The organism is Mucilaginibacter gossypii, assembly GCF_900100945.1.
Taxonomy (GTDB): domain Bacteria; phylum Bacteroidota; class Bacteroidia; order Sphingobacteriales; family Sphingobacteriaceae; genus Mucilaginibacter; species Mucilaginibacter gossypii.
On sequence record NZ_FNCG01000013.1, the window covers coordinates 106,786 to 132,893 of the forward strand.

Annotated in this window: 21 protein-coding genes; 17 read left to right on the forward strand and 4 right to left on the reverse strand. The window is 43.1% G+C overall.

Features of this window, described 5'->3' with window-relative positions:
• Nucleotides 1–93 precede the first annotated feature (93 nt).
• The 9 genes from BLS28_RS21410 (at nt 94) to BLS28_RS21450 (ending at nt 16,420) form a co-directional block, all read left to right on the forward strand.
• Nucleotides 94–2,574 carry a DUF5686 and carboxypeptidase regulatory-like domain-containing protein gene (locus BLS28_RS21410; protein WP_091172175.1) on the forward strand — a complete coding sequence of 827 codons (2,481 nt, stop codon included), beginning with the start codon at nt 94–96 and terminating at the stop codon, nt 2,572–2,574.
• 201 nt (nt 2,575–2,775) lie between these two features.
• Nucleotides 2,776–3,732: an oxygen-dependent tRNA uridine(34) hydroxylase TrhO gene (gene trhO / locus BLS28_RS21415; RefSeq protein ID WP_091172177.1), complete on the forward strand. Its 957-nt coding sequence runs from the start codon at nt 2,776–2,778 to the stop codon at nt 3,730–3,732.
• Between the two features lie 102 nt (nt 3,733–3,834).
• A complete protein-coding gene (locus BLS28_RS21420; protein ID WP_091172178.1) occupies nt 3,835–6,729 on the forward strand; it encodes a triple tyrosine motif-containing protein in 2,895 nt (964 codons plus the stop codon).
• Between the two features lie 261 nt (nt 6,730–6,990).
• On the forward strand, nt 6,991–10,017 hold the full coding sequence (locus tag BLS28_RS21425; RefSeq protein ID WP_091172180.1) for a SusC/RagA family TonB-linked outer membrane protein: 3,027 nt from the start codon (nt 6,991–6,993) through the stop codon (nt 10,015–10,017).
• 11 nt (nt 10,018–10,028) lie between these two features.
• Nucleotides 10,029–11,513: a RagB/SusD family nutrient uptake outer membrane protein gene (locus BLS28_RS21430; protein ID WP_091172183.1), complete on the forward strand. Its 1,485-nt coding sequence runs from the start codon at nt 10,029–10,031 to the stop codon at nt 11,511–11,513.
• A 20-nt stretch (nt 11,514–11,533) separates the two neighbouring features.
• Nucleotides 11,534–12,412: a LamG-like jellyroll fold domain-containing protein gene (locus tag BLS28_RS21435; RefSeq protein ID WP_091172186.1), complete on the forward strand. Its 879-nt coding sequence runs from the start codon at nt 11,534–11,536 to the stop codon at nt 12,410–12,412.
• Between the two features lie 65 nt (nt 12,413–12,477).
• Nucleotides 12,478–14,148, forward strand: coding sequence for a glucoamylase family protein (locus BLS28_RS21440; protein ID WP_091172188.1), 1,671 nt, complete (start codon nt 12,478–12,480; stop codon nt 14,146–14,148).
• Nucleotides 14,149–14,168: 20 nt separating this feature from the next.
• Complete coding sequence (locus BLS28_RS21445; RefSeq protein WP_218134491.1) at nt 14,169–15,521, forward strand: glucoamylase family protein; 1,353 nt, start codon at nt 14,169–14,171, stop codon at nt 15,519–15,521.
• A 128-nt stretch (nt 15,522–15,649) separates the two neighbouring features.
• A complete protein-coding gene (locus tag BLS28_RS21450) occupies nt 15,650–16,420 on the forward strand; it encodes a carboxylesterase family protein (RefSeq protein ID WP_218134494.1) in 771 nt (256 codons plus the stop codon).
• Between the two features lie 263 nt (nt 16,421–16,683).
• On the opposite strand, the gene BLS28_RS21455 is transcribed toward BLS28_RS21450, so the two are convergent.
• The 4 genes from BLS28_RS21455 to BLS28_RS21470 all read right to left on the reverse strand — a co-directional run bounded on the left by BLS28_RS21455 (nt 16,684) and on the right by BLS28_RS21470 (nt 20,118).
• Nucleotides 16,684–17,820: a hypothetical protein gene (locus BLS28_RS21455; RefSeq protein WP_091172194.1), complete on the reverse strand. Its 1,137-nt coding sequence runs from the start codon at nt 17,818–17,820 to the stop codon at nt 16,684–16,686.
• Between the two features lie 91 nt (nt 17,821–17,911).
• The gene (locus tag BLS28_RS21460) at nt 17,912–18,127 is read right to left on the reverse strand and encodes a DUF2442 domain-containing protein (RefSeq protein WP_091172196.1); all 216 of its coding nucleotides are present in this window, start codon (nt 18,125–18,127) and stop codon (nt 17,912–17,914) included.
• Between the two features lie 167 nt (nt 18,128–18,294).
• A complete protein-coding gene (locus tag BLS28_RS21465) occupies nt 18,295–19,020 on the reverse strand; it encodes a YebC/PmpR family DNA-binding transcriptional regulator (protein ID WP_091172198.1) in 726 nt (241 codons plus the stop codon).
• A gap of 144 nt (nt 19,021–19,164) precedes the next feature.
• Nucleotides 19,165–20,118 carry an NAD-dependent epimerase/dehydratase family protein gene (locus tag BLS28_RS21470; RefSeq protein WP_090534131.1) on the reverse strand — a complete coding sequence of 318 codons (954 nt, stop codon included), beginning with the start codon at nt 20,116–20,118 and terminating at the stop codon, nt 19,165–19,167.
• A 648-nt stretch (nt 20,119–20,766) separates the two neighbouring features.
• Between BLS28_RS21470 and BLS28_RS21475 the strand changes: the two genes are divergently transcribed.
• From BLS28_RS21475 to BLS28_RS21510, 8 genes are all read left to right on the forward strand, one after another.
• On the forward strand, nt 20,767–21,774 hold the full coding sequence (locus BLS28_RS21475) for an aspartate-semialdehyde dehydrogenase (protein ID WP_090534105.1): 1,008 nt from the start codon (nt 20,767–20,769) through the stop codon (nt 21,772–21,774).
• Nucleotides 21,775–21,850: 76 nt separating this feature from the next.
• Complete coding sequence (locus tag BLS28_RS21480; protein ID WP_091172201.1) at nt 21,851–22,057, forward strand: 2-oxoisovalerate dehydrogenase; 207 nt, start codon at nt 21,851–21,853, stop codon at nt 22,055–22,057.
• Nucleotides 22,058–22,074: 17 nt separating this feature from the next.
• Nucleotides 22,075–22,320, forward strand: a complete 246-nt coding sequence (locus BLS28_RS21485; RefSeq protein WP_091172203.1) for a type II toxin-antitoxin system HicA family toxin — start codon at nt 22,075–22,077, stop codon at nt 22,318–22,320.
• 51 nt (nt 22,321–22,371) lie between these two features.
• Entirely contained in the window at nt 22,372–23,154 is a 783-nt protein-coding gene (locus BLS28_RS21490) for a hypothetical protein (protein ID WP_091172205.1), read from the forward strand.
• A 72-nt stretch (nt 23,155–23,226) separates the two neighbouring features.
• A complete protein-coding gene (locus BLS28_RS21495; RefSeq protein WP_091172207.1) occupies nt 23,227–24,009 on the forward strand; it encodes a hypothetical protein in 783 nt (260 codons plus the stop codon).
• A gap of 9 nt (nt 24,010–24,018) precedes the next feature.
• Nucleotides 24,019–24,924, forward strand: a complete 906-nt coding sequence (locus tag BLS28_RS21500) for a LysR substrate-binding domain-containing protein (protein WP_091172214.1) — start codon at nt 24,019–24,021, stop codon at nt 24,922–24,924.
• 18 nt (nt 24,925–24,942) lie between these two features.
• Nucleotides 24,943–25,380: a hypothetical protein gene (locus BLS28_RS21505; RefSeq protein WP_091172216.1), complete on the forward strand. Its 438-nt coding sequence runs from the start codon at nt 24,943–24,945 to the stop codon at nt 25,378–25,380.
• A gap of 114 nt (nt 25,381–25,494) precedes the next feature.
• Complete coding sequence (locus BLS28_RS21510; protein WP_091172217.1) at nt 25,495–26,046, forward strand: type 1 glutamine amidotransferase domain-containing protein; 552 nt, start codon at nt 25,495–25,497, stop codon at nt 26,044–26,046.
• Nucleotides 26,047–26,108: the final 62 nt, after the last annotated feature.

Genomic DNA, 26,108 nt, shown 5'->3' on the forward strand with positions numbered 1-26,108 from the left:
GCGGGCATTTGATAGGGTTTATTAAACCTTAAATAATTATTAACTGAATAATAAAACATTTTTAAGCCATAACACATTACCCATAAGTAACATATGAGAAAATATATACTACTATTAATCACTGCTTTTTGCGTAATAAGGGCCTCCGCACAGCAATCACTTTTAACAGGGAAGATAACCGATAAAAATGGACAGGTTATTCCATTTGTTTCTATTTATATCCGCAATTCCACCTATGGTACAACGGCCAACGAAAACGGAATTTACCAGTTTAAACTTGCCCCCGGTACCTATAACGTCATATATCGCTATGTTGGTTATACTGAAAAGATTGAAGAGGTTACCATAGCTGATCATGACCAGGAGCATAATGTACAAATGGCCGATGAAGTATTTGCCACCAACAGGGTAGCCGAAACCTATCGTAAAAACCGGGATGCTGCCGATACCATCATGAAGCAGGTGCTAAAAAAACGCAAGTACTATATTGAGGAAGCTACTTCGTACTCCTGCGCGGTTTACATCAAAGGAGTGCAAAAATTACTGAGCGTACCTAAATCATTGTTGGGGCAGGAGGTAAGGAAAACGCTCGATCTGGATACAAACGGTAGGGGGATACTCTACCAGTCCGAATCACTATCTGAATATAATTTTCAAAAGCCCAACAAGGTACGGGAGATTACCATTGCCAACCGGATGGCTGGCCAGAACACAGCATTTGGCTACAAAAAAGCGTCCGACCTGCAGGCTAATTTTTACCAGAATGTATTTACTATAAACGGGTTGGCTACCCGTGGCTTTGTTTCTCCGGTTGCTTCATATGGTCCCAGGTTTTATAATTACAAATTGCTGGGAACTTCTGTTGAAAATGGCCATACCATCCACAAAATCCAGGTGATTCCGAAACGCGGGCATGGTCAGTATTTTCAGGGCGATATTTATATTGTTGACGGCGACTGGCGTATTTATAGCGTTGACCTGTTTATTGAAAATAAAACAAGTAACCTCAACCTGGTTGATACTTTAAAGATCAGGCAGCAATACGTAGCCATAACCGATAGCGTATGGATGCCTGCATCAACCCAATACAGTTTTAAAGGGGCCGTTTTCGGATTTAAATTTGGCGGATATTACGCCGCTGTTTATAATAACTACAAAATCAACCCGACATTTCCTGATAACTTTTTTACCGGTGAGATTCTGAAAATTGATACGGTAGCTAATAGTAAAAAGCCGGGCTACTGGGCCGATGCAAGGCCCATACCTTTAACCGCTTTTGAGGATCGTGATTACAAAAAAAAGGATGCCTTTGAAGAATATAAAAAGACGGATGCCTACCTGGATTCGCTTCAGCATCATAAAAATCATATTAATTACCCGGGTTACCTGATTTTTGGCTATGCGGCCAGCAATAAAAGCAACAGGGATTCATTATATATCTTCCCATTTATACAAACCTTTTACTACAACACGGTTGAGGGCTTTGGCATTAACGCAAAGGTAAGCTATATCCGTACAATTGATGATTTTCATTCATTAACCGTTACGCCGGCTGTTCGCTACGGCTTCTCCAATAAGACCTTTAGCGCCAACATGGGTTTTGAGTATAAGAACGATCCTTTCCATAACGCTAAGTTTTATGCTGATTTTGGCAGCGATGTGCTTGATCTTAACAATGTAGGCACGCGTTCGTTATATTTCAACACGCTGAGTACGCTTCTGAGCGAAAATAACTATGTTAAATATTACCGAAGCCATTATGGCGATTTCGGCTATCAGCGCGAAGTGTTAAACGGCGTGTTTTTAAAAGGAGGTTTGTCGTATTCAAGTCGCTCGCAGCTTTACAATACGTCTTTTAGCAAGATAAAGGATATTAAAGATCGCCAGTTTACATCAAATAATCCATTAGCTCCGCCGGGTACTCCGGCTGATGACCATTCTTTTTTGTTTCCGGATAATCAGGCGCTTGTATTTAACGCGTCGGCTACTTTTACTTTTGATCAGCGGTATGAAACACGGCCCACCGGCAAGTTTAATCTGCCTTCAAAATATCCAACCTTAACGGTAAACTACCGCAAGGGATTTAAAAATATTATTGGCTCGGATGTAGATTACGATTTTGCTTCTGTCGATCTCTCGCAGGACCATATCCGTGTCGGCCTTTCGGGTTATTCATCATTTAAAGTATCGGGCGGAGGCTTTTTCAATAACAACAACCTGTACTACATGGATTATAACCACTTTTTAGGTAACCAGGGTACCACTTTTGATCCTACCTATGTAGGTAGTTTCCACTTCCTGCCTTTTTATACCTACAGTACCAACGGTGCGTTTTTAGAGGCGCATTACCAACATAATTTTGCAGGTTCACTATTTAATCATATCCCGTTGTTAAGAAAGTGGAAGCTTGAAGAAATTATCGGTGCCAACTACCTCACCACGAAAAATAACCGCAATTATCGCGAGTTTTACGTAGGCATACAGCGCTTAATTTTCCGTGTTGACTACGGTATCTCCTACGCCGGCGATAAAAAATACATCCAGGGCTTCAGGATCTTTTATGGGATAAGATAAGGTTTTGAAGGTAAAAGGTTAAAGGCGAAAGGTAAGAGGTTTTTTGCCTAAGGCAGAAAGTCCTAGCTACCTTTCGCCTAAAATATTGCAGCTACCTTTCGCCTTTTACCTTTTGCCTTTTACCTCATTTTGAGCTTTCACCTAAAAATCTTACATTTGCGCCGCTCATTTAACACTGTTTGCAGCAGTATCAATGATTTTATGAAAATGTATAATACCCTACTATACTATTGTTATTCAACAATAGCTAATGCGGAGCAATTTGCTGCCGATCATTTAAAATTTTGTAAAAGTTTAGGTTTAACCGGGCGCATTATTGTGGCCGATGAAGGGCTTAACGGTACTGTTTCTGGTACTGTTGAGGCATGTAAAACCTATATGGATACCGTACACGCCGACGAGCGTTTTGCCGGTATCGACTTTAAAATTGATGAAGTAGATACGCCTTCCTTTGTAAAAATGCATGTGCGTTATAAGTCAGAAATTGTACACTCAGGTCTCCGTGACCCTAATGTCATCGACCCTAAACAAAAAACCGGCAAACACCTGGAGCCAAAAGAGTTTTTGGCTATGAAAGACAGGGACGATGTTGTTGTTTTGGATGTGCGCTCAAACTATGAACACTCGTTAGGCAAGTTCAAAAATGCCGTAACGCTCGATATCGATAACTTCCGTGATTTTCCGGATATGATCAATCAGCTTGCACAATACAAGGATAAAAAGATCCTGACATATTGCACCGGTGGCATCAAATGCGAAAAAGCATCGGCCTTATTGTTGCACGAGGGTTTCCCGGAAGTGTACCAGTTGCATGGTGGTATCATTAAATATGGTAAGGAAGCCGGCGGCGAGGATTTTGAGGGCAAATGCTATGTATTTGATAACCGCCTTTCGGTTGATGTAAACAGCGTGAACCCGGTTGTTATTTCAACCTGTTTAAATTGCGGCAAAACCACACCAAAAATGATCAATTGCGCCAATCCCGAGTGCAACGAGCATTTTACCCAGTGCGATGAATGCGGAACCGCTATGGACGGCTGCTGCAGCGATGCTTGTAAAGAGCATCCGCGTAAACGGGTTTATGATGGTACCGGGTATTATGTAAAAGTACCTCAACCGGTAAATGTGAGTAAAAATAAACTGCAGCCAATAGTATAACAGCTGTGGCACAATTAATTATATAAGGCTTACCCTCAAGGGTAGGCTTTTTTATTTTGTCGGGTACAAACACTACTTTAGCAAATTGAGCCGCTACATCCTATGCGTAAAACCCTGTGTATTATTATAGTTCTTGCTTTTATATCGGTTTGGCCCGCGTGGTCGGTAGATATTAAGAGCGTAGGTGTGCCGTATGTGCAAAATTATACAAAGGCCCTTTACCAGTTTGGTAACCAAAACTGGTCGGTAACGCGCGATGAGCACGATATCATGTACTTTGGTAATGCCGAAGGCCTGCTCACCTTTGATGGTAAATACTGGCAGCAGTACCACATGCCCAATGGCTTAATTGTACGCTCAGTTAGTGCTGATGGCAAGGGCAGGGTGTATGCCGGTGGATACGGTGAATTTGGCTATTGGCATAACGATGGTAAGGGCATTTTAAAATATACCTCACTCGTTAACCTGGTACCGAAAAACTTTTTACCGGTAACCGAAGAGATCTGGAAAATATATTGCGATAACAACAGGGTGCTTTTCCAATCATTCGGGGCTATCTATATTTATTCGGCTGGTAAAATTGAAGTTGTAAAAGCGCATGAGCCGTATTTGTTCCTTTTTAAATGTGGTAGCCGCTTTTTTGTGGAGCAATTAACAAAAGGGCTTTTTGAGCTTAAAGGTTTAAAGCTTGAATATATTGAAGGCAGCAATATTTTAGGTGCAAGTGGTGTGTTATCTATTTTGCCATTTCAACAGGGTAAATATCTCATCGGTACGGCAAAAAATGGTTTATTTATCTACGATGGTAAAACAGTTAAGCCATGGGTGAGCCAGGCAAATGATTTTTTAAAAACCTACCAGCTGAATAATGGCGCGGCCATCGCCGATAAGTATTTCGCCTATGGTACCATTCTTAATGGTATTGTGATCGTTGATACTGCCGGTCGTGTAGTGCAGCATATCAATAAAGCCAGCGGTATGCAAAACAATACGGTGTTAAGCCTTTATACCGATGCCAGCCAAAACCTTTGGGCCGGACTGGATAATGGTATCGATAGAATTGAGGTTAACTCGCCTTTGTATTTTTATTTCGACAAAACCGGCAAATTCGGTACGGTTTATTCAAGTATCATTTTTGATAAGAAGATCTATCTCGGCACTAATCAGGGACTATTTTATAGCGATTGGCTGCCCGATAATCATAACAGCCCCTTTCAAACATTCGACTTTAAACTGATCCCCGGTTCGCAGGGGCAGGTGTGGGATTTGTCCTTACAGGATAACAGGTTGCTGTGCGGCCATAACGACGGAACCTACCAGGTAAACGGAGCTTCGTTAAAAAAGATCTCGGATGTAACAGGCGGTTGGACCATTAAGAAAATGGCCCCCGATATGCTCATGCAGGGCACTTATACCGGCCTGGTGATCTACCGGAAAGATGCCGCTGGCAACTGGCAATTCAGCCATAAATTAGCGGGTTTCAGTGAACCTTCACGCTATGTTGAACGTGATGCCAAAGGTCAAATTTGGGTAAGCCACGCTTATAAGGGTATTTATAAGCTCACTTTAAGCGCCGATCAGCGCACTGTGGTATCGCACGTTTATTACGACCAAAAACATGGTTTGCCGGGTAGTTACAACATTAATGTATTTGATCTCGACAACCGCACGGTTTTCTCGTCAGATTTGGGTTTTTATGTGTATGATGATATTACCGACAGATTTTATAAATATCAGCAGCTTAATAGCAAACTGGGCACATTTGCCACCTCAAGCAAAATCATTAAGGCTATAGGCAAAAAATACTGGTTCATTAACCAGGGCAGGGTTGGTTTGGCCGATATGTCTGTTACCGGGAAGCTAACCATCGATACCAACAGGTTTTCAATCCTGAACGGACAGATGGTACAGCATTATGAAACCATTAACCGTATCAACAACTCAACCTATTTGATAAGTGTTGATGACGGGTTTGTGATATTAAACGATGCAGATGCTCAACTGCCCAATAGGATCAAAATACCTGATGTTTTGATCAGGAGGATAGAGAATGTTACCGATAAGGTATCGTTGATAACTGAAGCAGCAGAACAGAACAATAACATTGAAATACCTTACGCCGAAAATAACATCCGTATAAGTTATTCTCTGCCTTATTATACCCAGGCTAAAATCAGGTTTCAGTATTATCTGGAAGGCTATTCGCATCAATGGAGTGAGTGGATGCCGCAAAGCCAAAAGGAGTTTACGAATCTTAACCAGGGTACCTATAATTTCAAGGTGAGGGCTAAGATCAATGACCAGTATCAATCTGCTGTTTCAACAATAACTTTTACGGTATTGCCGCCATGGTATGCCGGCAAAATAGCGCTGGTGTTTTATGTATTGCTGGCTGTATTGCTATTTTATGTGATCAGGTATTACTACGGGCTTAAATTGAAAAAACATCAGCAGCAGATTCAACAAAAGCTGCAGAAAGAGAAGGAAGAATTTTTGAAGCAGGAAGCTATTGCAAATGAGCAGCACATCATCAATATAAAGAACGAGCAGCTGCAAGCCGACCTGGCCAGTAAAAGCCGTGAACTCGCAAATTCGGCCATGAACATAGTTTATAAAAATGAATTGCTGCAAAAAATAAGCGACGAGTTAACCCACCTCAAGGGGGGCGACGGTAAGAAGCTTGCCGACGAGCAATTGCGCCGTATCCAAAAAGTGATTGATGAAGGCATGAGCGATGAGCGTGACTGGAACATTTTTGAAACCAGTTTTAACGAAGCGCACGAAAATTTCTTTAAAAAATTAAAAGCCGGTCACCCCGACCTGGTGCCAAATGACCTTAAGCTATGCGCGTACCTGCGCATGAATATGAATAGTAAGGAGATAGCGTCACTGCTCAACATCTCTTTGCGGGGTGTCGAAATTCGTCGTTACCGGCTGCGCAAAAAGCTCAATCTGGAGCATGATAAAAACCTAACCGAGTTTCTCATTGAGCTTTAATACTACATCATTACCTCTCATCGTGTCTTTAATACATCAATCCGGTGTAGCCGGTTGTGTAGTATGTATGGTATATGCTTTTTGTATGTATATATTTAATTGTCAGTTCATTGCAGATTAATAAAATTGCTCTTGAGAAAGTATTTTTATGATGATGTATTAATGTTGAGTATCAATATTTGTTAAGAAAACATTATCTGTTCAGCTTTGTAGAATAATAAACCAATTATTTCTAATCCGCTTTTTATTTAATTAACCACTATGAAAAGAATTTTTACTATTTCAGGGTTGATGTTATTGCTTCTTTTTTCTTTTGACGCTGCGTTTGCACAAAACGTTACAGTAAAAGGAAAAATAACCGACGCTGCTACCGGCGAAGCCTTGATAGGCGTATCGGTACAAGAAAAAGGAACAACTAACGGGACCCAAACAGATGTTAACGGCCTTTACTCAATTAAGGCATCAAAAAATGGAATCTTAACCATTACTTATATCGGTTATGCAACCAAGTCTGTACCGGTAAACGAACAAACCACATTGAATGTAACGCTGCAGGCACAAGCAAACGAATTGGCACAGGTTGTTGTGGTTGGTTACGGCACTCAGCGTAAGCTTGATGTTACCGGTTCGGTAGCATCGGTAAAAGGTACCGAAATTTCAAAACAGGCTTCGGTAAACCCAATAAGCGGTTTACAGGGTAAGGTTGCCGGTGTGCAGATCACCAACAGCGGTTCTCCGGGCGCTTCACCTGCGGTAAGTATTCGCGGTTTAGGTACTGTATTTGGTAATGTAAGCCCATTGTTTGTGGTTGACGGGGTTTGGTATGATGATATCAGTTTTCTTAACCCGCAGGATATCGAGAATATCTCTATTTTAAAAGATGCCTCAAGTACTGCTATTTATGGTATCCGTGCAGCCAACGGTGTTGTACTGGTTACAACCAAGCGCGGGGTCAAAGGCAAACCTGTTATTAATTATAACGGTTATGCAGGCTGGCAGTCGGTTACCAACCAGGTAAAAATGGCTAATGCTACCGAGTACGCAACGGCTATTAATGAGCTTTATACTTCTAATAACGTAAGCCCGGTATTATTCAGCGATCCGGCAAGCTACGGAAAAGGTACTGATTGGTATGGGCAAATCTTACGCAATGCTTTCGTAACAAATCATGAACTTTCAGTAAGCGGAGGCACCGAAAAGGTAACATACCACCTTTCATTCGGTTACCTTGACCAGGATGGTTTGGCTAAAACAAACAATTACAGGCGTTACACACTTCACTTATCAAACGATTTTAAACCTGTAAAAGGGCTTAAATTGGGATATACATTAAGTGGTTTATCCGGGAAATCGGCCGATGTAAACGGCGGAATTTTCCATCAGTTGTTTGGTGTGGCTCCAACCTTACCTGTTTATTATAAAGATGGTGCTTATGGCGATCCTAACGATTACCATACAGGTGATGGTAATAACTATAACCCGCAGGCTACACTTGATTTTTTCAATCAGAAATCAAGAAACATGCGCTTTACTTACAATGGGTATGGTGAAGTATCTTTTCTCAAAAACTTTAAATTTAAAACAAGCTTTGGCGGCGATATAGGTCAGGCCGAAGTTAGAGGATACACTCCGGTTTATGCCGCCACATTTGCACAAAAAAGCCTTGTATCAAACCTGGATGTTAACCACAGCGAAACCCGTAACTGGATCTGGGAAAACACACTTACCTACGATGTGAAAATCAAGGATCATAAAATAACCGCTTTATTAGGTTACAGCGCGCAAAATTATCGTACCAAACAGTTAGATGCGCATGCGCAAAATGTACCTTACGTTGGTAGCGGCAGCCAGCGCGGTTCGTTCCCTGATACGGCTAAGGTAACTTATTACGCTACTCCGGGCTCGCAGGTATATACCCGCGCTTTGTCGCAATTTGCGCGTGTTAACTATTCGTTTAAAGATAAATATCTCTTAAACGCCTCTATACGCCGCGATGGTGCATCGCAGTTTTACGGCGACCATACCTACGGGTACTTTCCGTCGGTAGGCGGTGGCTGGGTTATCACCAACGAGGATTTTATGAAAGATCAGAAGGTGTTTAACACTTTAAAATTACGTGCCAGCTGGGGTAAAGTAGGTAACTCAGGTGTACCTATTAACCCGAGCATCCTAACCGTATCTGCCGATCCTTACTTAACAGCGATATTTGGCACACCTCAAACAACGTTCCCTGGTGCAAGCGTTAACACAGTAGTACCGCCAACTATATTTTGGGAAAAAACCCAATCGACCGATTTTGGTATAGAGGGTGCGATTCTTAATAGCAAATTATCGTTTGAGGCTGATTATTATGATCGTAAAACCAAAGATGCCATCTATCCTCTTCCAATACTTGGATCGTTGGGTACAAATGGCGGCGTAGTGCTTGGCAACCAGGCTACCATCCAAAACCGCGGCGTCGAGTTCTTATTAAGTTGGAAAGACCAGGCTACCAAGGATTTTTATTACAGCATCAGCGCTAACCTTGGCATTAACACCAATAAAGTGTTAAATGTATTATCAGGAAATATTCCTATTTACCAGGGCGGTAACGGCATTGCCAATGGTCAGTTGGCTACCCGTACTGTGGTTGGTCAGCCCATCGGCGAGTTTTATGGTTACCAGGTAACCGGTATTTTCCAAACGCCACAGGAAGTTGCGGCATCAAAACAAACCAGCGCCAAACCTGGCGACTTTAAATACCAGGACACCAATAATGATGGTGTAATTGATAGCAAAGACCGCGTAGTTTTAGGTAGCCCGCTGCCAAAATATAACTACGGTATCAATACCTCGTTCACTTACCGAAACTTTGACCTGGCTCTGGATTTTCAGGGTACTGCCGATGTAAGTGTTTATAACGCCAATATTGCTTACCGTTTTGGTAACGAAAACTTCACTAAAGATTTTTTTGATCATCGCTGGCATGGCCCGGGTACTTCAAATACCTATCCATCAGTAAACGTGGGCTCGACAGACAATGCAAAACCTAACTCATTTTATGTAGAAAGCGGTGCCTACTTCAGGCTCAGAAATGCGCAGTTGGGTTATACCTTGCCGGGCAGCATCTTAAGCAAATGGAAAATTCAAAAAGTCAGGCTGTTTGCCAACGCTCAAAACGCCCTTAACTTTTTCGGCTACAAAGGCTTTAGCCCCGAAGTTGGCGGCTCTATAGGCAATATGGGTATCGATGCTAATGTGTATCCATTATACGCAACCTACAATTTTGGTGTTAACGTTACTTTTTAATCAATATAAAGATGAAAAACAGTAAAAAAACTTTATTGCAAAAGGCTGTTATTTTAGGCCTCGTTGCATCCGCAATATCATTTCAGGCTTGTAAAAAAAGCTTCTTAAATGTGGCCCCGGCGGGTAATCAATCTGCCACACAGTTTTGGAAAACACAGGATGATGCTACCAAGGCCGTAAATGCCATGTACGCAAACCTGCGCGAGTGGAAAAACATCGCCTTTGCCCCGATAGCTGTTGAAAGCATGGGATCGGACGATGCAGAAAAAGGCAGCAGCCCTACCGATGCTACCTTTATGAACAACTTTCACAATTTTACGGTTACAGCAGGCGAAGGCCAGGTTTCCGATTTTTGGGCAGGTCAGTATCAAACCATCAACTTCGCCAACCAAATACTGGGCAACGTGCCCGGCATAACTATGGATCAGGGCCTGAAAGCAAGATACCTTGCCGAAGCCAAATTTATCCGCGCTTATGCTTATTTCAGGCTGGTACGCGCTTTCGGTGATGTGCCGCTGCGTTTATCGTTACCCAAAAATGCATCTGATTACAACCTTCCACGTACTGCAAAGGCGCAGGTTTGGGCAGCTATTGAAAGCGATTTGAATGATGCGGCATCGGTTTTACCGCAATCATACGCTTCGGCCGATATAGGACATGCTACCAAAGGCGCCGCGCTTGCTTTACATGCAAAAGCAGCCCTGTATCAAAAAAAATGGACCGATGTGGTTACCTATACTACCCAGGTAATGGGATTGGGTTATTCGCTGTATCCTGATTATGAGCAGTTGTTCCGCACTACGCACAAGAATAACCAGGAATCCATTTTCGAGGTACAGTGCATGCTGGTACCTAATAACCCGGATGCTTCTAATTCTCAGTATTCGCAGGTACAAGGCGTACGTGGCTCAACAGGCGGCGGCTGGGGCTTTAATGTACCAACTGCCGATCTGGCGGCTGCCTATGAAACAGGCGATCCACGCCGTGATGCTACCATCATCTTCCGCGGTGAAACTACGCCCGAAGGTGATAAGATCCCGGCCGATGGCGATAACCCGATGTACAATCAGAAATCGTACGTGCCATTTGGCCTGTATGTATCTGGTTTTAACGAAGGCTGTCAGCAAAATAAAATTGTTTTGCGCTATGCTGATGTGTTGCTGATGAATGCCGAAGCCAATAATGAGTTAGGTAACTCAGCACCTGCCTTAGCATCGCTTGAGTTGGTTCGCGCCCGCGCAAGGGCCGGCAACGCGGCTATATTGCCTAAGGTAACAGTTACAGGACAGGCCGATTTACGCGCCGCTATATACAAAGAGCGCCGTGTTGAATTTGCTATGGAGTTTGACCGCTATTTTGACGTGATCCGCCAGGGACGAGGCGCTGCCGTATTTGGTTCACGAGGCTGGAAGGCTGGCAAAAATGAGGTATGGCCTGTGCCGCAAAATGAAATTGACATTAGTGGCGGCACCTTAACACAAAATCCGGGTTATTGATCATCAAAAATTCAGCAACAATGAAATTACTACTTAACAATAAAATAAAAGCAACTCTGCTGGCCGGTGCTGTAGCGTGTGCCGGGATTACATCGTGCCAAAAAAGCTTCGACGCTAAATCGTACGCGCCGTCAAAACCGTTGCCAACTTATGGCGGTTACAGCAGCAGTAAAGATATCGAGCCGGCCAGCCTTGTGGCATATTACCCATTCACAACCAACCTGGCCGATAGCATTGCAGGTGGTACCGGTGTTGCCACCGGAACCAGTTTTGCCAAAGGTTTAAACGGTAACGGCTTAAAAGGAGCAGCCAGCGCTTACGCGCTTTATGATACCCCTGCCGGTATTAAAGCGTTGAAAAGTTTTACTGCCAGTATCTGGGTGAATATGCCTCAGAACAACGCCGCCATAGGTTTAATGGATATTCAAAATGATCAGCCCGGCGGTGCCGGTTTTTGGGGCAGCCTCGCCATATTTTTCGATAATGGCGGCTCGGCATCAAAAGGTGTACTTAAGGTGCATGCCTTTAACGTAGCAGGCAGCTCGGCCGGTGTTGATGGCTGGGAGGGTGGCTACAGCGTAGATGATCCATGGAATAAATGGATCAACGTAACCGTTTCGTTTGATGCGGCAAGCTCAACCATTTATGTTTATTACAACGGCGCGCAGGCTGGTAAAAACACAGTTACCGGTTTTGCACCGATGGATTGGAGCAAGGCTGCGAAAATGGTATTCGGTACTTTACAGTTTCAAACCACGCCTTCGCTTACCGCAAATACAGGTGCACAGGGTTGGGCAGGCTATGTTACAGGCACTTTAGATAATATCAGGTTTTATAATAAAGCGCTTACAGCATCGCAGGTTTCGGCCCTGTACAACCTCGAAGCTGCCGGAAGATAACACACAGTTGATTGATTTGGGTTGTCCTGCCTGGGGGCAGGCAACCTTTTTACACCCTCTCTACAATGATGAATACTAAAAGCAATTTGGTATTTGGAGCCATCGTTTTGTTTTTTGCCTGCGGTAAAAGCTCAAAAAGCAACCCCGATCCGGTTATCCCTGTGTCATCGTCATTTACTTTCAGCACACTTAAAGTTAATGGACAGGCCAGCGGTTTCAGTTATACAAACGTAAATGCAAAGCCGGCTATAGCTATTTCATTTTCAACCCCGCTTGGCCAGGCTTCAGTAACGGGGAGTGTTAGTCTTGCTACTAAAGCCGGAGCAGCTGCAGCTTATAGTGTGGCTTTTCAGCATCATGATAGTACCGTTGTGATAACGCCTACGGGGCTTTTGCCCATTACGCAATACTCACTTAAAGTTTCAACGGCTTTAAAATCTGCAAAAGGCAGTAATCTGCAATCGGCACTTGAGGTACAGCTTACTACCGCAATAGACAGTACTGCAAAGTTTCCGACCATAACCGATGAACAATTGCTTGATCTGGTTGAAAGGCAAACACTTAAATATTTTTATGATTTTGGCCATCCCACCAGCGGCCTTGCCCGCGAACGTAACTCATCGGGCGATGTAGTTACTTCGGGAGGGTCGGGTTTTGGCATTATGGCTATTGTTGCAGGTATAAGCCGCGGCTATATCTCTTACGCCGACGGCCTGGCCCGGATGCAGAAAATAGTGAGCTTTTTAAATACCAAAGCTCAAAAGTTTCATGGCGCGTTTCCGCATTGGCTAAACGGCGCTACAGGTGCGATAGTGCCATTCAGCACGCAGGATAACGGGGCCGACCTGGTTGAAACATCATACCTGATGCAGGGATTAATCACTGCCCGACAATATTTCAGCTCGGCCAATGCAGCCGAAACTCAATTGCGTGCAGACATCAATACTTTATGGAATGGTGTGGAGTGGGATTGGTTTAGGCAAAATGATCAGAATGCGCTGTACTGGCATTGGAGCCCAGATCAGGGCTGGGCTATCAACATGAAAATAACCGGTTGGAATGAGGCTCTTATTGTTTATGTACTCGGAGCGTCGTCAACAACACACAACATCCCAAAGACAGTTTATGACCAGGGATGGGCAGGTAGCGGCGGTATTAAAAATGGTAAAACCTTTTATGGCGTAACCCTTCCGCTTGGGCCTGACAGGGGAGGACCATTGTTTTTTGAGCATTACTCATTTTTGGGTATTAACCCAACAGGTTTAACAGATGCTTATGCCAACTACGAAACGCAAACCAAAGCTCACGCCATGATCAATTACAACTATTGTGTGGCTAATCCCCTGGGTAATGGCGGTTATAGCGCCAACTGCTGGGGATTAACAGCGAGCGATATTGACGGAGGGTATACGGCAAGCTCACCAACTAATGATGTAGGGGTTATAGCGCCAACTGCCGCAATTGCGTCATTGCCTTATACACCAACCCAATCGATGGCTGCCTTACACTTTTTTTATTATACCCTTGGTGATAAGTTATGGGGCCAATATGGCTTTTATGATGCTTTTAACTTAACCAACCCCTGGTTTGCCAATTCGTACCTGGCTATTGACCAGGGTCCTATCGTGGTTATGACCGAAAACTACAGAAGCGGGTTACTCTGGAGACTTTTCATGAGCGCGCCGGAAATAAAAACGGGAATGAAGAATTTAGGCTTTAGAGGACCAAACTTATAATGTGATTAATGATATATTAAATGAAAAAACTAATATTATCCTCCTTGTTAATGATGCTTGTACTGAGCGCTTTTGCCCAAAAGCAAACAAAAAAAACAGAAGACGGCATTAAGCCTGTAGGTATTATCAAAAACCTTACGGATAGTGCTTTGCTTGATGTGGTGCAGCGCCAAACGTTCCGTTATTTCTGGGACTTTGGTCACCCGGTGAGCGGTCTGGCCAGGGAGCGCAGCAACACTTCTTTTGATTACGGTAACGAGGTGGTAACTACCGGTGGTTCGGGATTTGGTATCATGTCGCTCATTGTGGCTGATAGCCGCAAATGGATCACCCATGAGCAGGCGGTTGACCGTATGGTGAAGATCGTTAACTTTTTATACAAGGCCGATGCTTTTCATGGTGCTTTCCCACATTGGTTAAACGGCGAAACCGGTAAAGTGATCCGCTTTGGCCGTAAAGATGATGGGGCTGACATTGTGGAATCGGCTTATCTTTTTCAGGGTTTATTGTGTGCAAGACAATATTTTACTGCCGATGATCCTAAGGAACGCCGAATCCGCGATGTGATTAACTGGATGTGGGGCGAAATGGAATGGAGCTGGTTTACCCGCGATGGCCGCGACTACCTTTACTGGCACTGGAGCCCGAACAATGGCTGGGCCATGAACTTCCCGATCCACGGTTTTAACGAATGTTTGATCACTTACGTGCTTGCCGCATCTGCCGAACGTTACCCCGTTAGTGCCAATGTTTACCATAATGGTTGGGCGCAAAGCGATTTCTTTAAAAACGGCAGAACTTTTTATGGTTTTAAACTGCCGCTTGGTTTTGATTATGGCGGTCCGCTATTCTTCTCGCAATATTCTTTCCTGGGCCTTAATCCTAAGGGATTAAAGGACGAATATGCCGACTACTGGGAACAAAACAAAAATCACACCCTGATCAATCACGCTTACTGTGTTGATAATCCTAAAAAATTTAAGGGCTACGGTGAAAATTGCTGGGGATTAACTGCCAGCGATAACTTTGAGGGGTACAATGCACATTCGCCAACTAACGACCTCGGCGTAATTACGCCTACGGCCGCGCTATCCGCATTCCCATACACCCCGGAATATTCGATGAAAGCGTTGCGCCATTTTTATTATGACCTGGGCGATAAGATCTGGGGCGAGTATGGCTTTACCGATGCCTTCAGCGAATCGCATAACTGGTACGCCAACTCCTATTTGGCCATCGACCAGGGCCCGATCATTGTGATGATTGAAAACTACCGGACCGGTTTGCTCTGGAAACTTTTCATGAGCTGCCCCGAGGTTCAGGGTGGTTTGAAAAAACTGGGTTTTGAAAGCCCCGCTATCGTGAAAAATTAATTCGGCATAAAAAATAAACAAAAGGCCGTTAAAGAGGTTAAATTTGTTTTGAAGCCCGGGTGGCAATCACGCCGGTTGTAAAACAAAGAAGTATTTAACCCATGATTAAAGTAATACGAATTACAGGAATGCTAAGCTTGCTCTTAGCATTCTCTTTTTTAGCCAGATCCCAAAATTTGACCTCGTTTGACAGGGGCAGCTTTATTTTTAAAGTAGACACACTACCATACCGAATTTTATTTCCAAAGCATTTTAATCCGGGTCAAAAGTACCCTTTATTGTTTGTATTACACGGTTCGGGCGAACGGGGAAACAATAATGAGTCGCAACTGGCTTATGGGGCACAACGGTTTTTGCAGGACAGCTGCAGGGAGTTATACGAGTCCATCGTTGTTTTTCCGCAATGCCCGGCAAAAAGTTATTGGAGCAATGTAAAGCAGGTTACGGATTCGGCAACCAATAAGCGCAAATTCATTTTTCAGGAAGATGCACCGCCAACAATGGCTATGATCATGCTCATGGGGCTTGTAGACCAGTTTTTGGAGAAACCATTTGTTGATAAGCATAAAGTTTATGTGGGGGGCCTGAGCATGGGTGGTATGGGGACATTTGAAATCATTGGCCGTGAACCTAAAGTATTTGCAGCAGCCTTTGCCATTTGCGGCGGCGATAATACGCTGAACGCAAAGAAATACGCTAAAAAAGTTCCGCTCTGGATCTTTCACGGTAATAATGACCCGGTAGTACCTGCCGATCATTCGCAGGTAATGGTTGATGCTATTAAAGAGGCGGGAGGCAAGCCGCGGTTTACGCTTTATCCAGGTGTAGGGCACAATAGTTGGGACAACGCGTTCAACGAGCCTGATCTGTTGCATTGGTTGTTTTCGCATAGTAAGTAGAGGCGGGTAACACAAAAATCATATCATTGAGGAGGGAAGACGAAGCAATCGCATGCTATACAGGGCGGTCACGCTAAACAAAATGAAAATTGCTTTAAAAAAAATGTCCTTTCGATTGAGCAGAGGTGGGCAATAGCGCTGGGGCGAAAGAGAAATCTTATATACCACGCAAGTCCGATAAGCATGTTTGCTCAGCAGGGAGTATAAGATTTCTCACTCGCTCCTCGCTCGAAATGACAATAAATTTGTTGAAAGTTATCGACCTATTCGTCCCCTTCTGATTTCTTGGGAAGATTTTTGGCGTTAAAACGTGGCTTGAATCCCAATTTAGGTGCGGGAGCTTCTTTAGCCGGCGACTGAGGTTCTTCAGTTGGCGTATCCTCTTTTTTATCTTCTGCGGATGCTTCGGCTTCAGGAACTGTCGGCTTCATTGCAGCTGCATTAAAGCGTGGTTTAAAGCCAAGCTTTGGTGCGGGAGGTTCAGAACCCGGTTTTACTTCTTCAATCGTTGGTTGCGGAATCTCGGCTGATGGTTTTGCCTCTTCAACTGGTTGTTCCGATTCAGCCGGTTTAGGGTTCATCATAGCGGCGTTGAAGCGTGGCTTGAATCCCACTTTAGGGGCAGGTGCTTCGGTTACCGGCGTTTGAAGCTCTTCAGACGGAGCATCCTCTTTTTTCTCTTCAGCAGGCGCTTCATTTTCTACCGGTTTGGGTTTTACCATACTGGCATTAAAGCGTGGTTTAAATTCCATTTTAGCTGCTGGTGCATCCGCAGGTGGAGTTGTCGGAGTGTCTTCCTTTTTGTCTTCTGCCTGTGTTTCTGTTTCAGCTGGTTTGGGTTTTACCATGGCAGCGTTGAAACGTGGTTTAAAGCCCGGTTTGGCAGTTGGTGCAGGTGTTTCTGTTGCAGGAGCCCCAGCTTGTTGTTCCTTTTCGTTTTCAGGTGATGCTTCGCTTACTGCTGGTTTAGCTTTTGCCATAGCCGGGTTAAAGCGAGGCTTGAACGTTGGTTTGGGGGCAGTTTCAGGGGATGAAGCTTCTGACGTTGGGGGTTCAACTGCCCGTTGTATAGATTCTTCGGCTGGAGCTGCAGGTTTTGGTGCAGCCGGACGGAACTTCGGCGTAAAGCCAACTTTGCCCGGCGTAGCGGGTTCTGTTAAACTTTCGGTTATGGTTTGTTCGGCAAGCGGGTTTTTGATATGTGCTTTTTCGGTTTTAACTTCAAGCGGAACCGGGAACCGCCGCCTTAGTTTATTAAACCAGTATTTTTTGGTATGGTCAAAACTTTTTTCGCCCATTTGTTCAAAATGGTCTTTAAATTCAGAAAACAATGCCGGTTCGCCCTGTTCAAGCGCTACAAGGTCAATTCTTTTCTTCTTTAAAAATTCTTCAAAAACCATTTTTGTTTAGATATGAGATGTTAGATATGAGATTTGAGATAATTGAAGGTTTAGAGCCTTGTCTCATATCTCACGTCTCATATCTCAAATCTTATAGTGTTACATCCACAGCCAGCTTGTTAAAACGGATGCCTTTTTCGGTTTGGCTCCAGTCTTCACGTTCCTCATCGGTAGCGTTTAATAACTGTGGAAACCATTCCAACGGGAAAGCCTGCGGCTTGCCACCATCAGTTTCTACAAAAAGAAGGCCGTTGGCAAAGGTAACCTTTACTTTTTTTTCTCCTTTACGTGTGTTGAATAGTGGCATGATGTTTCTTCTTTATGTCATTGCGAGGAGGAACGACGAAGCAATCGCATGCTGTACAGAGCGATGATGCTTCTGTGCGATTGCTACGCTATCGCTCGCAATGACATGGTGTTTATTGTTTGAGTGGAACTAAATCGAAATCGAAATTCCGGAATCCGATACCAGGATTACTCCGCCATATTATGGTAAACAGCCTGCACGTCGTCGTCTTCTTCCAAACGGTCAATCAGTTTCATAATTTCAGGCACCTGCTCTTCGCTTACAGCATGGAATGACTGCGGGATACGCTCCAGCTTGGCCGATTTTACTTCGATACCCATTTCTTCCAACGCTTTCTGCATTTTACCAAAATCTTCAAAAGCTGTATGGATTACCGCAATATCGTTGCCATTTTCATCGGCTTCAACAAATATTTCTTCCAAACCTGCGTCTATCAATTCAAGTTCAAGCTCTTCCAGGTCGCGGTCGCCCGGCTCAAAAGTGAAAACTGATTTACGGGTAAAGATAAAATCAAGCGAGCCGGTTTTGCCTAATGAGCCACCGTATTTGGTAAAGTAGCTGCGTACGTTGGCAACAGTACGGTTAGTATTATCGGTAGCGGTTTCAACCAACACGGCAACCCCGTAAGGCGCGTAACCTTCGTAAACAAGCTCTTCGTAATCTTTTTCGTCGCGGCTGCTGGCGCGTTTAATGGCGGCTTCAACACGGTCTTTAGGCATGTTTACGGCCTTGGCGTTTTGCACCGCGGTACGTAAGCGCGAATTGGTGTTAACATCGCCGCCGCCGGCTTTTACAGCCATTACAATTTCCTTACCTAAACGGGTAAACTGCACTGCCATTTTGGCCCAGCGCTTAAACTTTCTTTCTTTGCGGAATTCAAATGCTCTTCCCATGTTTTTTTAGTTCATTGTTCATGGTTGATAGTGATAGATCAACCTTGTTGTATTACAAAGCTTTGCCTTATAAAGACAAGGCGGTAAATATAATATTTGTTTATATAATGACGGATAAAAACCTTTATCCTTTCGCCTTTAACCTTAAATTATCGTTTTCAAATTGGTCAACATGTCGGCCACCATTTTTGGTAAGTCATATTCCAGTTTCCAGCCCCAGTCGTTTTGCGCGTAACTGTCATCTATTGACTTTGGCCAGCTATCGGCGATGGCTTGTCGCGGGTCGTTATTACTGTAACTGATTTCAAATTTAGGGATCAGTTTTTTGATTTCAGCCGCCAGTTGTTCGGGCGTAAAGCTAATGCCAGCCAGGTTATATGATGAGCGGATGCTGATCTGTTCGGCAGGTGCATCCATCAAACTGATGGTAGCCCTGATGGCATCATCCATATACATCATGGGCAGGGCAGTCCCTTCGGCCAGAAAGCTTTCATAGCTGCCCGTTTTTAATGCCTGGTGAAATATATGTACGGCATAATCGGTAGTGCCGCCGCCCGGATTGGCTTTCCAGCCGATCAGGCCCGGGTAACGGATACTGCGTACATCAAGACCGTATTTATTAAAATAATATTCGCACCAGCGCTCGCCGGCCAATTTACTAAAACCATAAACCGTGTTAGGATCCATTACACAATACTGCGGCGTATTATGCTGCGGCGAATGCGGACCGAAAACCGCTATTGAGCTTGGCCAAAAAACTTTACTTACTTTAAACTCAACTGCAAAATCAAGCACATGCAGCAAACCGGTCATATTCAGGTCCCAGGCCATTTTGGGTTTTTGCTCGCCTACTGCCGAAAGAATGGCAGCTAACAGGTAAACTTGTGTTGGGCGGTGCTTATCAAATATGTGGTGCAGGTTGTCTTTATCAAGTACATTGATTAATTCAAATGGCCCGCTGCTGCCACGCATAGCATATGTTGGGCTGTTAATATCCGAAGCTATAACCGTTTCGGCCCCGTGTATATTTCTCAAAGCCATTACCAGTTCGGTACCGATCTGGCCGTTGGCGCCTATCACTAAGATCTTTTCGCTCATGCAATATTGAGTTTACCGCGCAAAGGTAGGGTTTTTAGGTGAGTGGTTAATTAAGTTGATTAAGTGAGTGGTTGTTTTGTTTTTTGAGATTACGCCGATTAGGGGATTGATTACGTAGATTTTTTTGTTTGTGTTGCCTGTTGGTTTAATGCTTACGGATGCTGCGTTAGCGATAGTAGCGATACCGGCCTGTGGCTAATGCCTGTGCAGTATAAGCGTATAGCGCGGGCCGCAGGCAACGCCATTATTCTGAACCTGGATTTTTACGATTTAAGGATTGTCAGGATGTTGTCTGAAACTCGAATTAAACGAATTGTTTGAATTTCTGAAATTTTGCATGGTATTCACTTAATTCTAAAAATTCCGGTTCAGACAAATTAATCGTTTTTTAGAAGTCACAAGTCAGCCACCCATTAGGCCTTCGCTCAAGACTTGCGCCAGTAAGGGAAAATTTTGATTCAGACAAACAAACCACTCACCTAATCAACTTAATCAACCAGTCACCCAATGTCCACAAAAACCATAGACTTTATATTTTCAGGATAGCAAAAAAATGTGCATATTTGAGGGTTTAACTTTTAAAACACATAATTAATTAAAAACAGGCGCTGTGAAGCAGCCTGATACATTTCAAAAACAATTTAAAAAATGAAAGTCGCAGTAGTAGGTGCTACAGGATTAGTAGGCACCAAAATGTTGCAGGTTCTTGCAGAACGCAACTTCCCCGTTACAGAATTAATTCCCGTAGCTTCAGAAAAAAGTATTGGTAAAGAAATTACTTTTAAGGGTAAGCAGTTTAAGGTGGTTTCTGTTGAGGATGCGATTAAGATGAAGCCGGACGTAGCAATTTTCTCGGCCGGCGGAAGCACTTCATTACAGCAGGCTCCTTTATTTGCAGCTGCTGGTACAACTGTTATTGATAACTCATCGGCATGGCGTATGGACCCAACCAAAAAACTGGTTGTACCCGAAGTAAATGCTGATGTACTTACAGCCGAAGATAAGATCATCGCCAATCCAAATTGCTCAACCATACAAATGGTAGTGGCTTTAAAACCACTGCACGATAAATATAAAATTAAAAGGGTGGTAGTTTCAACCTACCAGTCGGTTACCGGTACCGGTGTTAAAGCTGTTGACCAGTTATTTAACGAGCGTAAAGGTATCGACGGCCCTAAAGTTTACCCTTACACTATCGATTTAAACGTGATCCCGCAGATTGATGTATTTACCGAAAACGGTTATACTAAAGAGGAAATGAAAATGATCCTCGAAACCAAAAAGATCATGGGCGATGATAGCATTAAAGTAACTGCTACCACCGTGCGGATCCCGGTTATGGGTGGCCACTCGGAGTCGGTTAACATTGAGTTTGCAAATGATTTTGACCTGGCAGAAGTTCGTGAACTGTTAGCTAACGCTCCCGGCATTGTTGTGGTTGACGATACTGCTAACCTGAAATACCCTATGCCGCTCGACGCGCATGATAAAGATGAGGTATTTGTAGGCCGCATCCGTCGTGACGAAACCCAGGACAATACACTTAACTGCTGGATAGTATCTGATAACCTGCGTAAAGGTGCAGCTACTAATGCCGTGCAAATTGCCGAGTACCTTGCTGCTCAGCACTTGATTGGCCAGCCGGTTGAGGCATAAGTAAATGAGAAAATATAGGCCCCATAGCACACATGCTATGGGGTTTTTTTGTGAAGAATATTTCTTAAATTTGAATATGAACGAAATATTTTTCCTTGTTGAAGAAGCGATAGAGGGCGGTTATAACGCGAGGGCAATCGGCGAGTCGATTTTTACAGAAGGAGATACGCTTGATGAGCTAAAAGCCAATATTCGCGATGCTGTCCATTGTCATTTTGATGAAGATAAGCTTCCTAAAATCATTCGGCTCCATTTGGTTAAGGAGGAAGTGATAACCGTTTAATTTTTCTGAAAATACCTATGTCTCCAAGAGCTCCCCGTGATGTTTCAGGAAAAGATCTGATCAAAGTTTTATTGAAATATGGTTACGAGGTTATAAGACAAACCGGAAGCCATATCAGGTTATCGATTACGCTTAATGATGGCGTAAAGAATATTACCATCCCAAATCACGATCCTATAAAGTTAGGAACACTTATGGCGATCATCAATGACGTTGCGGAACAGCTGAAAATTAATAAAGAAGATATTATCAATAAATTATAGGATAGGGATAGTCATTTGATTATCCCTATTTTTATGCTGTAATATTGGGGTATGAAAGCCTTGAACCTGATTGTTATTTTCTGTTTTATCACATCGGTTAAACTCTTCGCGCAAACACCGCAAGCTATTGAAGCCGACTTACTCAAATCATTTAAAAAGATTGAATATTGGGACGAGCAGCAAGGCAAATGGAATGAAAATGCGGGCGATTCCCTTATTAAAGCCAATGATGCTTTTAGTAATAAATTAAAACGTTATACAGAAACCTATCCTTATACTATAAACTTACCTTTTAACTCGCTAAAAAAAGCGCAACTTGATATTTTCACTTCGGCGGATGGATTGTTCAGGATTTACTCATGGGATACATGGACTGGAGGCACTATGCACATTTGTGCCAACGTGTTACAATACAAAGCCGGCGATAAAACAAAGTCATCTTTGATGAACAACCCAGGGGACGGCGGCGCTCCTTTTTATTCAAACTTATATACTTTCAAAGCCGGCGATAAAACTTACTATTTTGGCATTTATGGAGTTATTGAATCATCAAGATATGCCGGTACCGGGATCAGGTTATTTGCCATTCAAAACGGTGTTTTGAATAATGATGTAAAGATCATTAAAACGCAATCGGGTTTTCATAATGAAATTTTTTATGAATATGATTTTGGATCAGTGGTTGATCTGCCGTTTGAAAAACGGCCGACTATCACTTTTGATCAAACAACGCAAACTATACATGTACCGTTGGTAAATGCCAAAGCACAGGTTACTTCAAAATTTATCAAATACAAATTCAACGGACGGTATTTTGAAAAAATAAAAAGCTAAAAAACAGCTAACTGGCAATCATCGTAACAGAATGTCTGCCGGATTTGCTTTTTTTGTGTATCTTGTTTACCGATGAAAACCTTTAAGTTAATAATTGTTTTCTGCTGCTGCTTTTACTCAGCAAATTTGTTTGCTCAAAGTCCGCAGGCTATTGAGGCCGATCTGTTACGGATTTTTAAAAGGGTAAACTATTACGGCTCCCACAAAAAAGAGTGGAAAGCAATTGATTCATTAGAAAAAATGAACAAGATCTTTGGCTTTAAGCTGAAGTACTATACCTCCAAATATCCCGGAACAATAAACTATCCCTTTACCGAACTGGTGAAAGAGCGGGTTGTGATAGCCACATCTGCTGATGGTTTGTTCCGTACTTATTCCTGGGATACCAGGTTGGGCAGCACCGGCTATGATTTTGATAATGTTTTGCAATACAAGGTTAGCGGCAAAGTATCGTCATCGCTTAAAATGGATTCCGTTGGCAAAAAGCATAACCCGGTTTACTGGTACTCCAAAATTTATACGCTTAAGGCCAATAACAAAGTTTATTATCTGGCAGCATATAATTCGGTACGTTCAAGTGTTGATGCTACCCAGGGCATCCAGTTTTTTACTATCGAAAGCGGGAAGTTAAACGGTACCGTGTTACTGGTTAAAACCCAAACCGGCATGCATAGTAAGTTATATTTTGATTATAGCTTTCTTTCGGTAGTTAATATGAAAGTGATCCCGACTATTTATTATGACGCTAAAACACAAAGCATCCATAGTCCGTTAGTTAATGCAAACCGAGAGGTTACCCGCGACTATATCGTATATAAATTTACAGGTAAGTACTTTGAACGGGTAAAAAATTAACTTTGCCCCATGATCTCTTTTGCCCACCGTGTATTTATGGAAGTTGCCGCCAACCTGAGTTTCAGTAAGGCAGCCCAGGTACTGTTTATTACACAGCCGGCCATCAGCAAGCATGTGAAGGCGCTTGAAGATCAATATAAAGTGCCCCTGTTTGAGCGTAAAGGCAACAGTATCTTATTAACTGAAGCCGGAAATAAGCTAAATGAGTATTTACAGCAGGCAACAGAGATAGAGCGGAAGGTAGAGTATGATCTTTCGGTGTTAAGTAATCTTTCGCAGGCTGCCGGGCATTTGCGTTTGGGCGCAAGTACAACTATTGCCCTGTATATTTTACCTTCGATACTTTCTGGTTTTCAGCGCGAGTACGCCAATGTGGATGTACAGCTTGTAAACCGTAACAGCGAGTACATCCTGAACGCTTTGTTAAATCATGAGGTTGATATTGGTATAATTGAGGTTGATAATAAACTCACTACCGTATCATACAAACCATTTATGAGTGATGAGGTGATCCCGGTTTGCTCGGCTAAAAGTCCGCTGGCAGGCAAGTCATTAACACTAAAGCAGTTTGTAAAAACACCCCTCGCCGTGAGAGAGCGTGGTTCGGGCACGTTGAATGCCGTATTAAAAGCCTTGTCTGCTTTGCATATTAAACCGGCCGATCTGTCGGTAAAGATCCGCCTTGGTGGTACCGAGGCTTTGAAAAACTTCCTCCTGGCCGATCAATGCCTTGGCTTTATGCCGCGCCCATCAATTATCCGTCAATTGGCCGAAGGTGATTTGGTTGAAGTACCTATTGAAGGATTGAAAATTAAGCGTGATTTCTTTTTTATCCGCCGTAAGGGGACAGAGGATTATGGGCTGACAAGTAACTTTATAAACTACGCGTTGCAGCATACGGAAAATCAAGGCTAAACTATTTCGAATTTAACCATGCCGCTTAAGATATATTCAATTGATCGTATTGAAATAGAAAAGGCAGTCCTTAGTTGGATTGAATTGTTAGCTAACGGAAGATACGATGAAGCTTATCAGTTAACTCTTCATGATCCTTATTATCAATGGAGCCCGTCAAATATTAAAGACATAATAAACGGATATGGATTGCCTGACGAACAGTTAGAGGAAAAGTATAAGGTTACGTCTCCGGAATCCGCAATAATCAATGGTAACATCGATCCAAATAAAGATATAGACTTTTTTGATTATACTATTAGAAAGATTGATGAGCGACATGACATGACAATAATAGGATACGTTATTTATGATTTGCCTATAAATGGTGAATGGAGCGATCTTTCTGCAACATTCAAAATCCTACAAACAGACAACTTTTTAATGCTTGAGTTAAATGAAATTCATATGCTCTAAGCTTGATTAGCAAGATTCTATCTTCTCTTTTAAAATTCCTAAAACCATCCTTATTTTTGCCTGTATTTATATTGTATTTAAATTTTATAATCATTAATTAATAAATTATAAATTATGGCAAGTTTAAACGGTCGTAAGGTGGCAATCCTTACCGAAGAAGGATTTGAGCAGGTTGAATTAACAAGCCCAAAACAAGCCCTTGAGCAGGCAGGTGCAACAGTACATGTGATATCACCCAAAAGCGGAAAAATCAAAGCCTGGGATAAAACTAACTGGGGTATCGAAATCAATGTTGATAAAGAGCTTAATGAAGTAAGCCCTGATGATTACGATGCGCTGGTTTTACCTGGCGGTGTGCTTAATCCCGATAAGTTGAGACAAAATAAAGATGCCGTTGCCTTTGCATCTGCGTTTTTGGATGAGGGCAAGCCGGTAGCGGCAATATGCCACGGCCCGCAATTGCTGATAGAAACAGGCATGATCAACAGCAGAAGGTTAACGTCATATCCATCTTTACAAACCGATCTTAAAAACGCCGGTGCTGATTGGGTTGATGAAGAGGTGGTGGTTGATAAGGGCCTGGTAACAAGTCGCCGCCCTGATGATTTGGAAGCATTTAACCGCAAAGCTATTGAAGAGATTGGCGAAGGCGTTCATCATGTGTAGTTTTTGCGCCGGGATTTTTATAGGATTTTTGGGAGTACAGGATTTTTCTCTGGTTTAAAGAG

What these genes read in the sequence shown, in the direction of transcription:
- BLS28_RS21495 (WP_091172207.1), top strand. Translation starts at nt 23,227, where the DNA reads ATGAAAACCTTTAAGTTAATAATTGTTTTCTGCTGCTGCTTTTACTCA.
- BLS28_RS21420 (WP_091172178.1), top strand. Translation starts at nt 3,835, where the DNA reads ATGCGTAAAACCCTGTGTATTATTATAGTTCTTGCTTTTATATCGGTT.
- BLS28_RS21510 (WP_091172217.1), top strand. Translation starts at nt 25,495, where the DNA reads ATGGCAAGTTTAAACGGTCGTAAGGTGGCAATCCTTACCGAAGAAGGA.
- BLS28_RS21425 (WP_091172180.1), top strand. Translation starts at nt 6,991, where the DNA reads ATGAAAAGAATTTTTACTATTTCAGGGTTGATGTTATTGCTTCTTTTT.
- BLS28_RS21430 (WP_091172183.1), top strand. Translation starts at nt 10,029, where the DNA reads ATGAAAAACAGTAAAAAAACTTTATTGCAAAAGGCTGTTATTTTAGGC.
- BLS28_RS21455 (WP_091172194.1), bottom strand. Translation starts at nt 17,820, where the DNA reads ATGGTTTTTGAAGAATTTTTAAAGAAGAAAAGAATTGACCTTGTAGCG.
- BLS28_RS21410 (WP_091172175.1), top strand. Translation starts at nt 94, where the DNA reads ATGAGAAAATATATACTACTATTAATCACTGCTTTTTGCGTAATAAGG.
- BLS28_RS21480 (WP_091172201.1), top strand. Translation starts at nt 21,851, where the DNA reads ATGAACGAAATATTTTTCCTTGTTGAAGAAGCGATAGAGGGCGGTTAT.
- BLS28_RS21435 (WP_091172186.1), top strand. Translation starts at nt 11,534, where the DNA reads ATGAAATTACTACTTAACAATAAAATAAAAGCAACTCTGCTGGCCGGT.
- BLS28_RS21470 (WP_090534131.1), bottom strand. Translation starts at nt 20,118, where the DNA reads ATGAGCGAAAAGATCTTAGTGATAGGCGCCAACGGCCAGATCGGTACC.
- BLS28_RS21465 (WP_091172198.1), bottom strand. Translation starts at nt 19,020, where the DNA reads ATGGGAAGAGCATTTGAATTCCGCAAAGAAAGAAAGTTTAAGCGCTGG.
- BLS28_RS21500 (WP_091172214.1), top strand. Translation starts at nt 24,019, where the DNA reads ATGATCTCTTTTGCCCACCGTGTATTTATGGAAGTTGCCGCCAACCTG.
- BLS28_RS21440 (WP_091172188.1), top strand. Translation starts at nt 12,478, where the DNA reads ATGATGAATACTAAAAGCAATTTGGTATTTGGAGCCATCGTTTTGTTT.
- trhO (WP_091172177.1), top strand. Translation starts at nt 2,776, where the DNA reads ATGAAAATGTATAATACCCTACTATACTATTGTTATTCAACAATAGCT.
- BLS28_RS21450 (WP_218134494.1), top strand. Translation starts at nt 15,650, where the DNA reads ATGCTAAGCTTGCTCTTAGCATTCTCTTTTTTAGCCAGATCCCAAAAT.
- BLS28_RS21490 (WP_091172205.1), top strand. Translation starts at nt 22,372, where the DNA reads ATGAAAGCCTTGAACCTGATTGTTATTTTCTGTTTTATCACATCGGTT.
- BLS28_RS21445 (WP_218134491.1), top strand. Translation starts at nt 14,169, where the DNA reads ATGAAAAAACTAATATTATCCTCCTTGTTAATGATGCTTGTACTGAGC.
- BLS28_RS21475 (WP_090534105.1), top strand. Translation starts at nt 20,767, where the DNA reads ATGAAAGTCGCAGTAGTAGGTGCTACAGGATTAGTAGGCACCAAAATG.
- BLS28_RS21460 (WP_091172196.1), bottom strand. Translation starts at nt 18,127, where the DNA reads ATGCCACTATTCAACACACGTAAAGGAGAAAAAAAAGTAAAGGTTACC.
- BLS28_RS21485 (WP_091172203.1), top strand. Translation starts at nt 22,075, where the DNA reads ATGTCTCCAAGAGCTCCCCGTGATGTTTCAGGAAAAGATCTGATCAAA.
- BLS28_RS21505 (WP_091172216.1), top strand. Translation starts at nt 24,943, where the DNA reads ATGCCGCTTAAGATATATTCAATTGATCGTATTGAAATAGAAAAGGCA.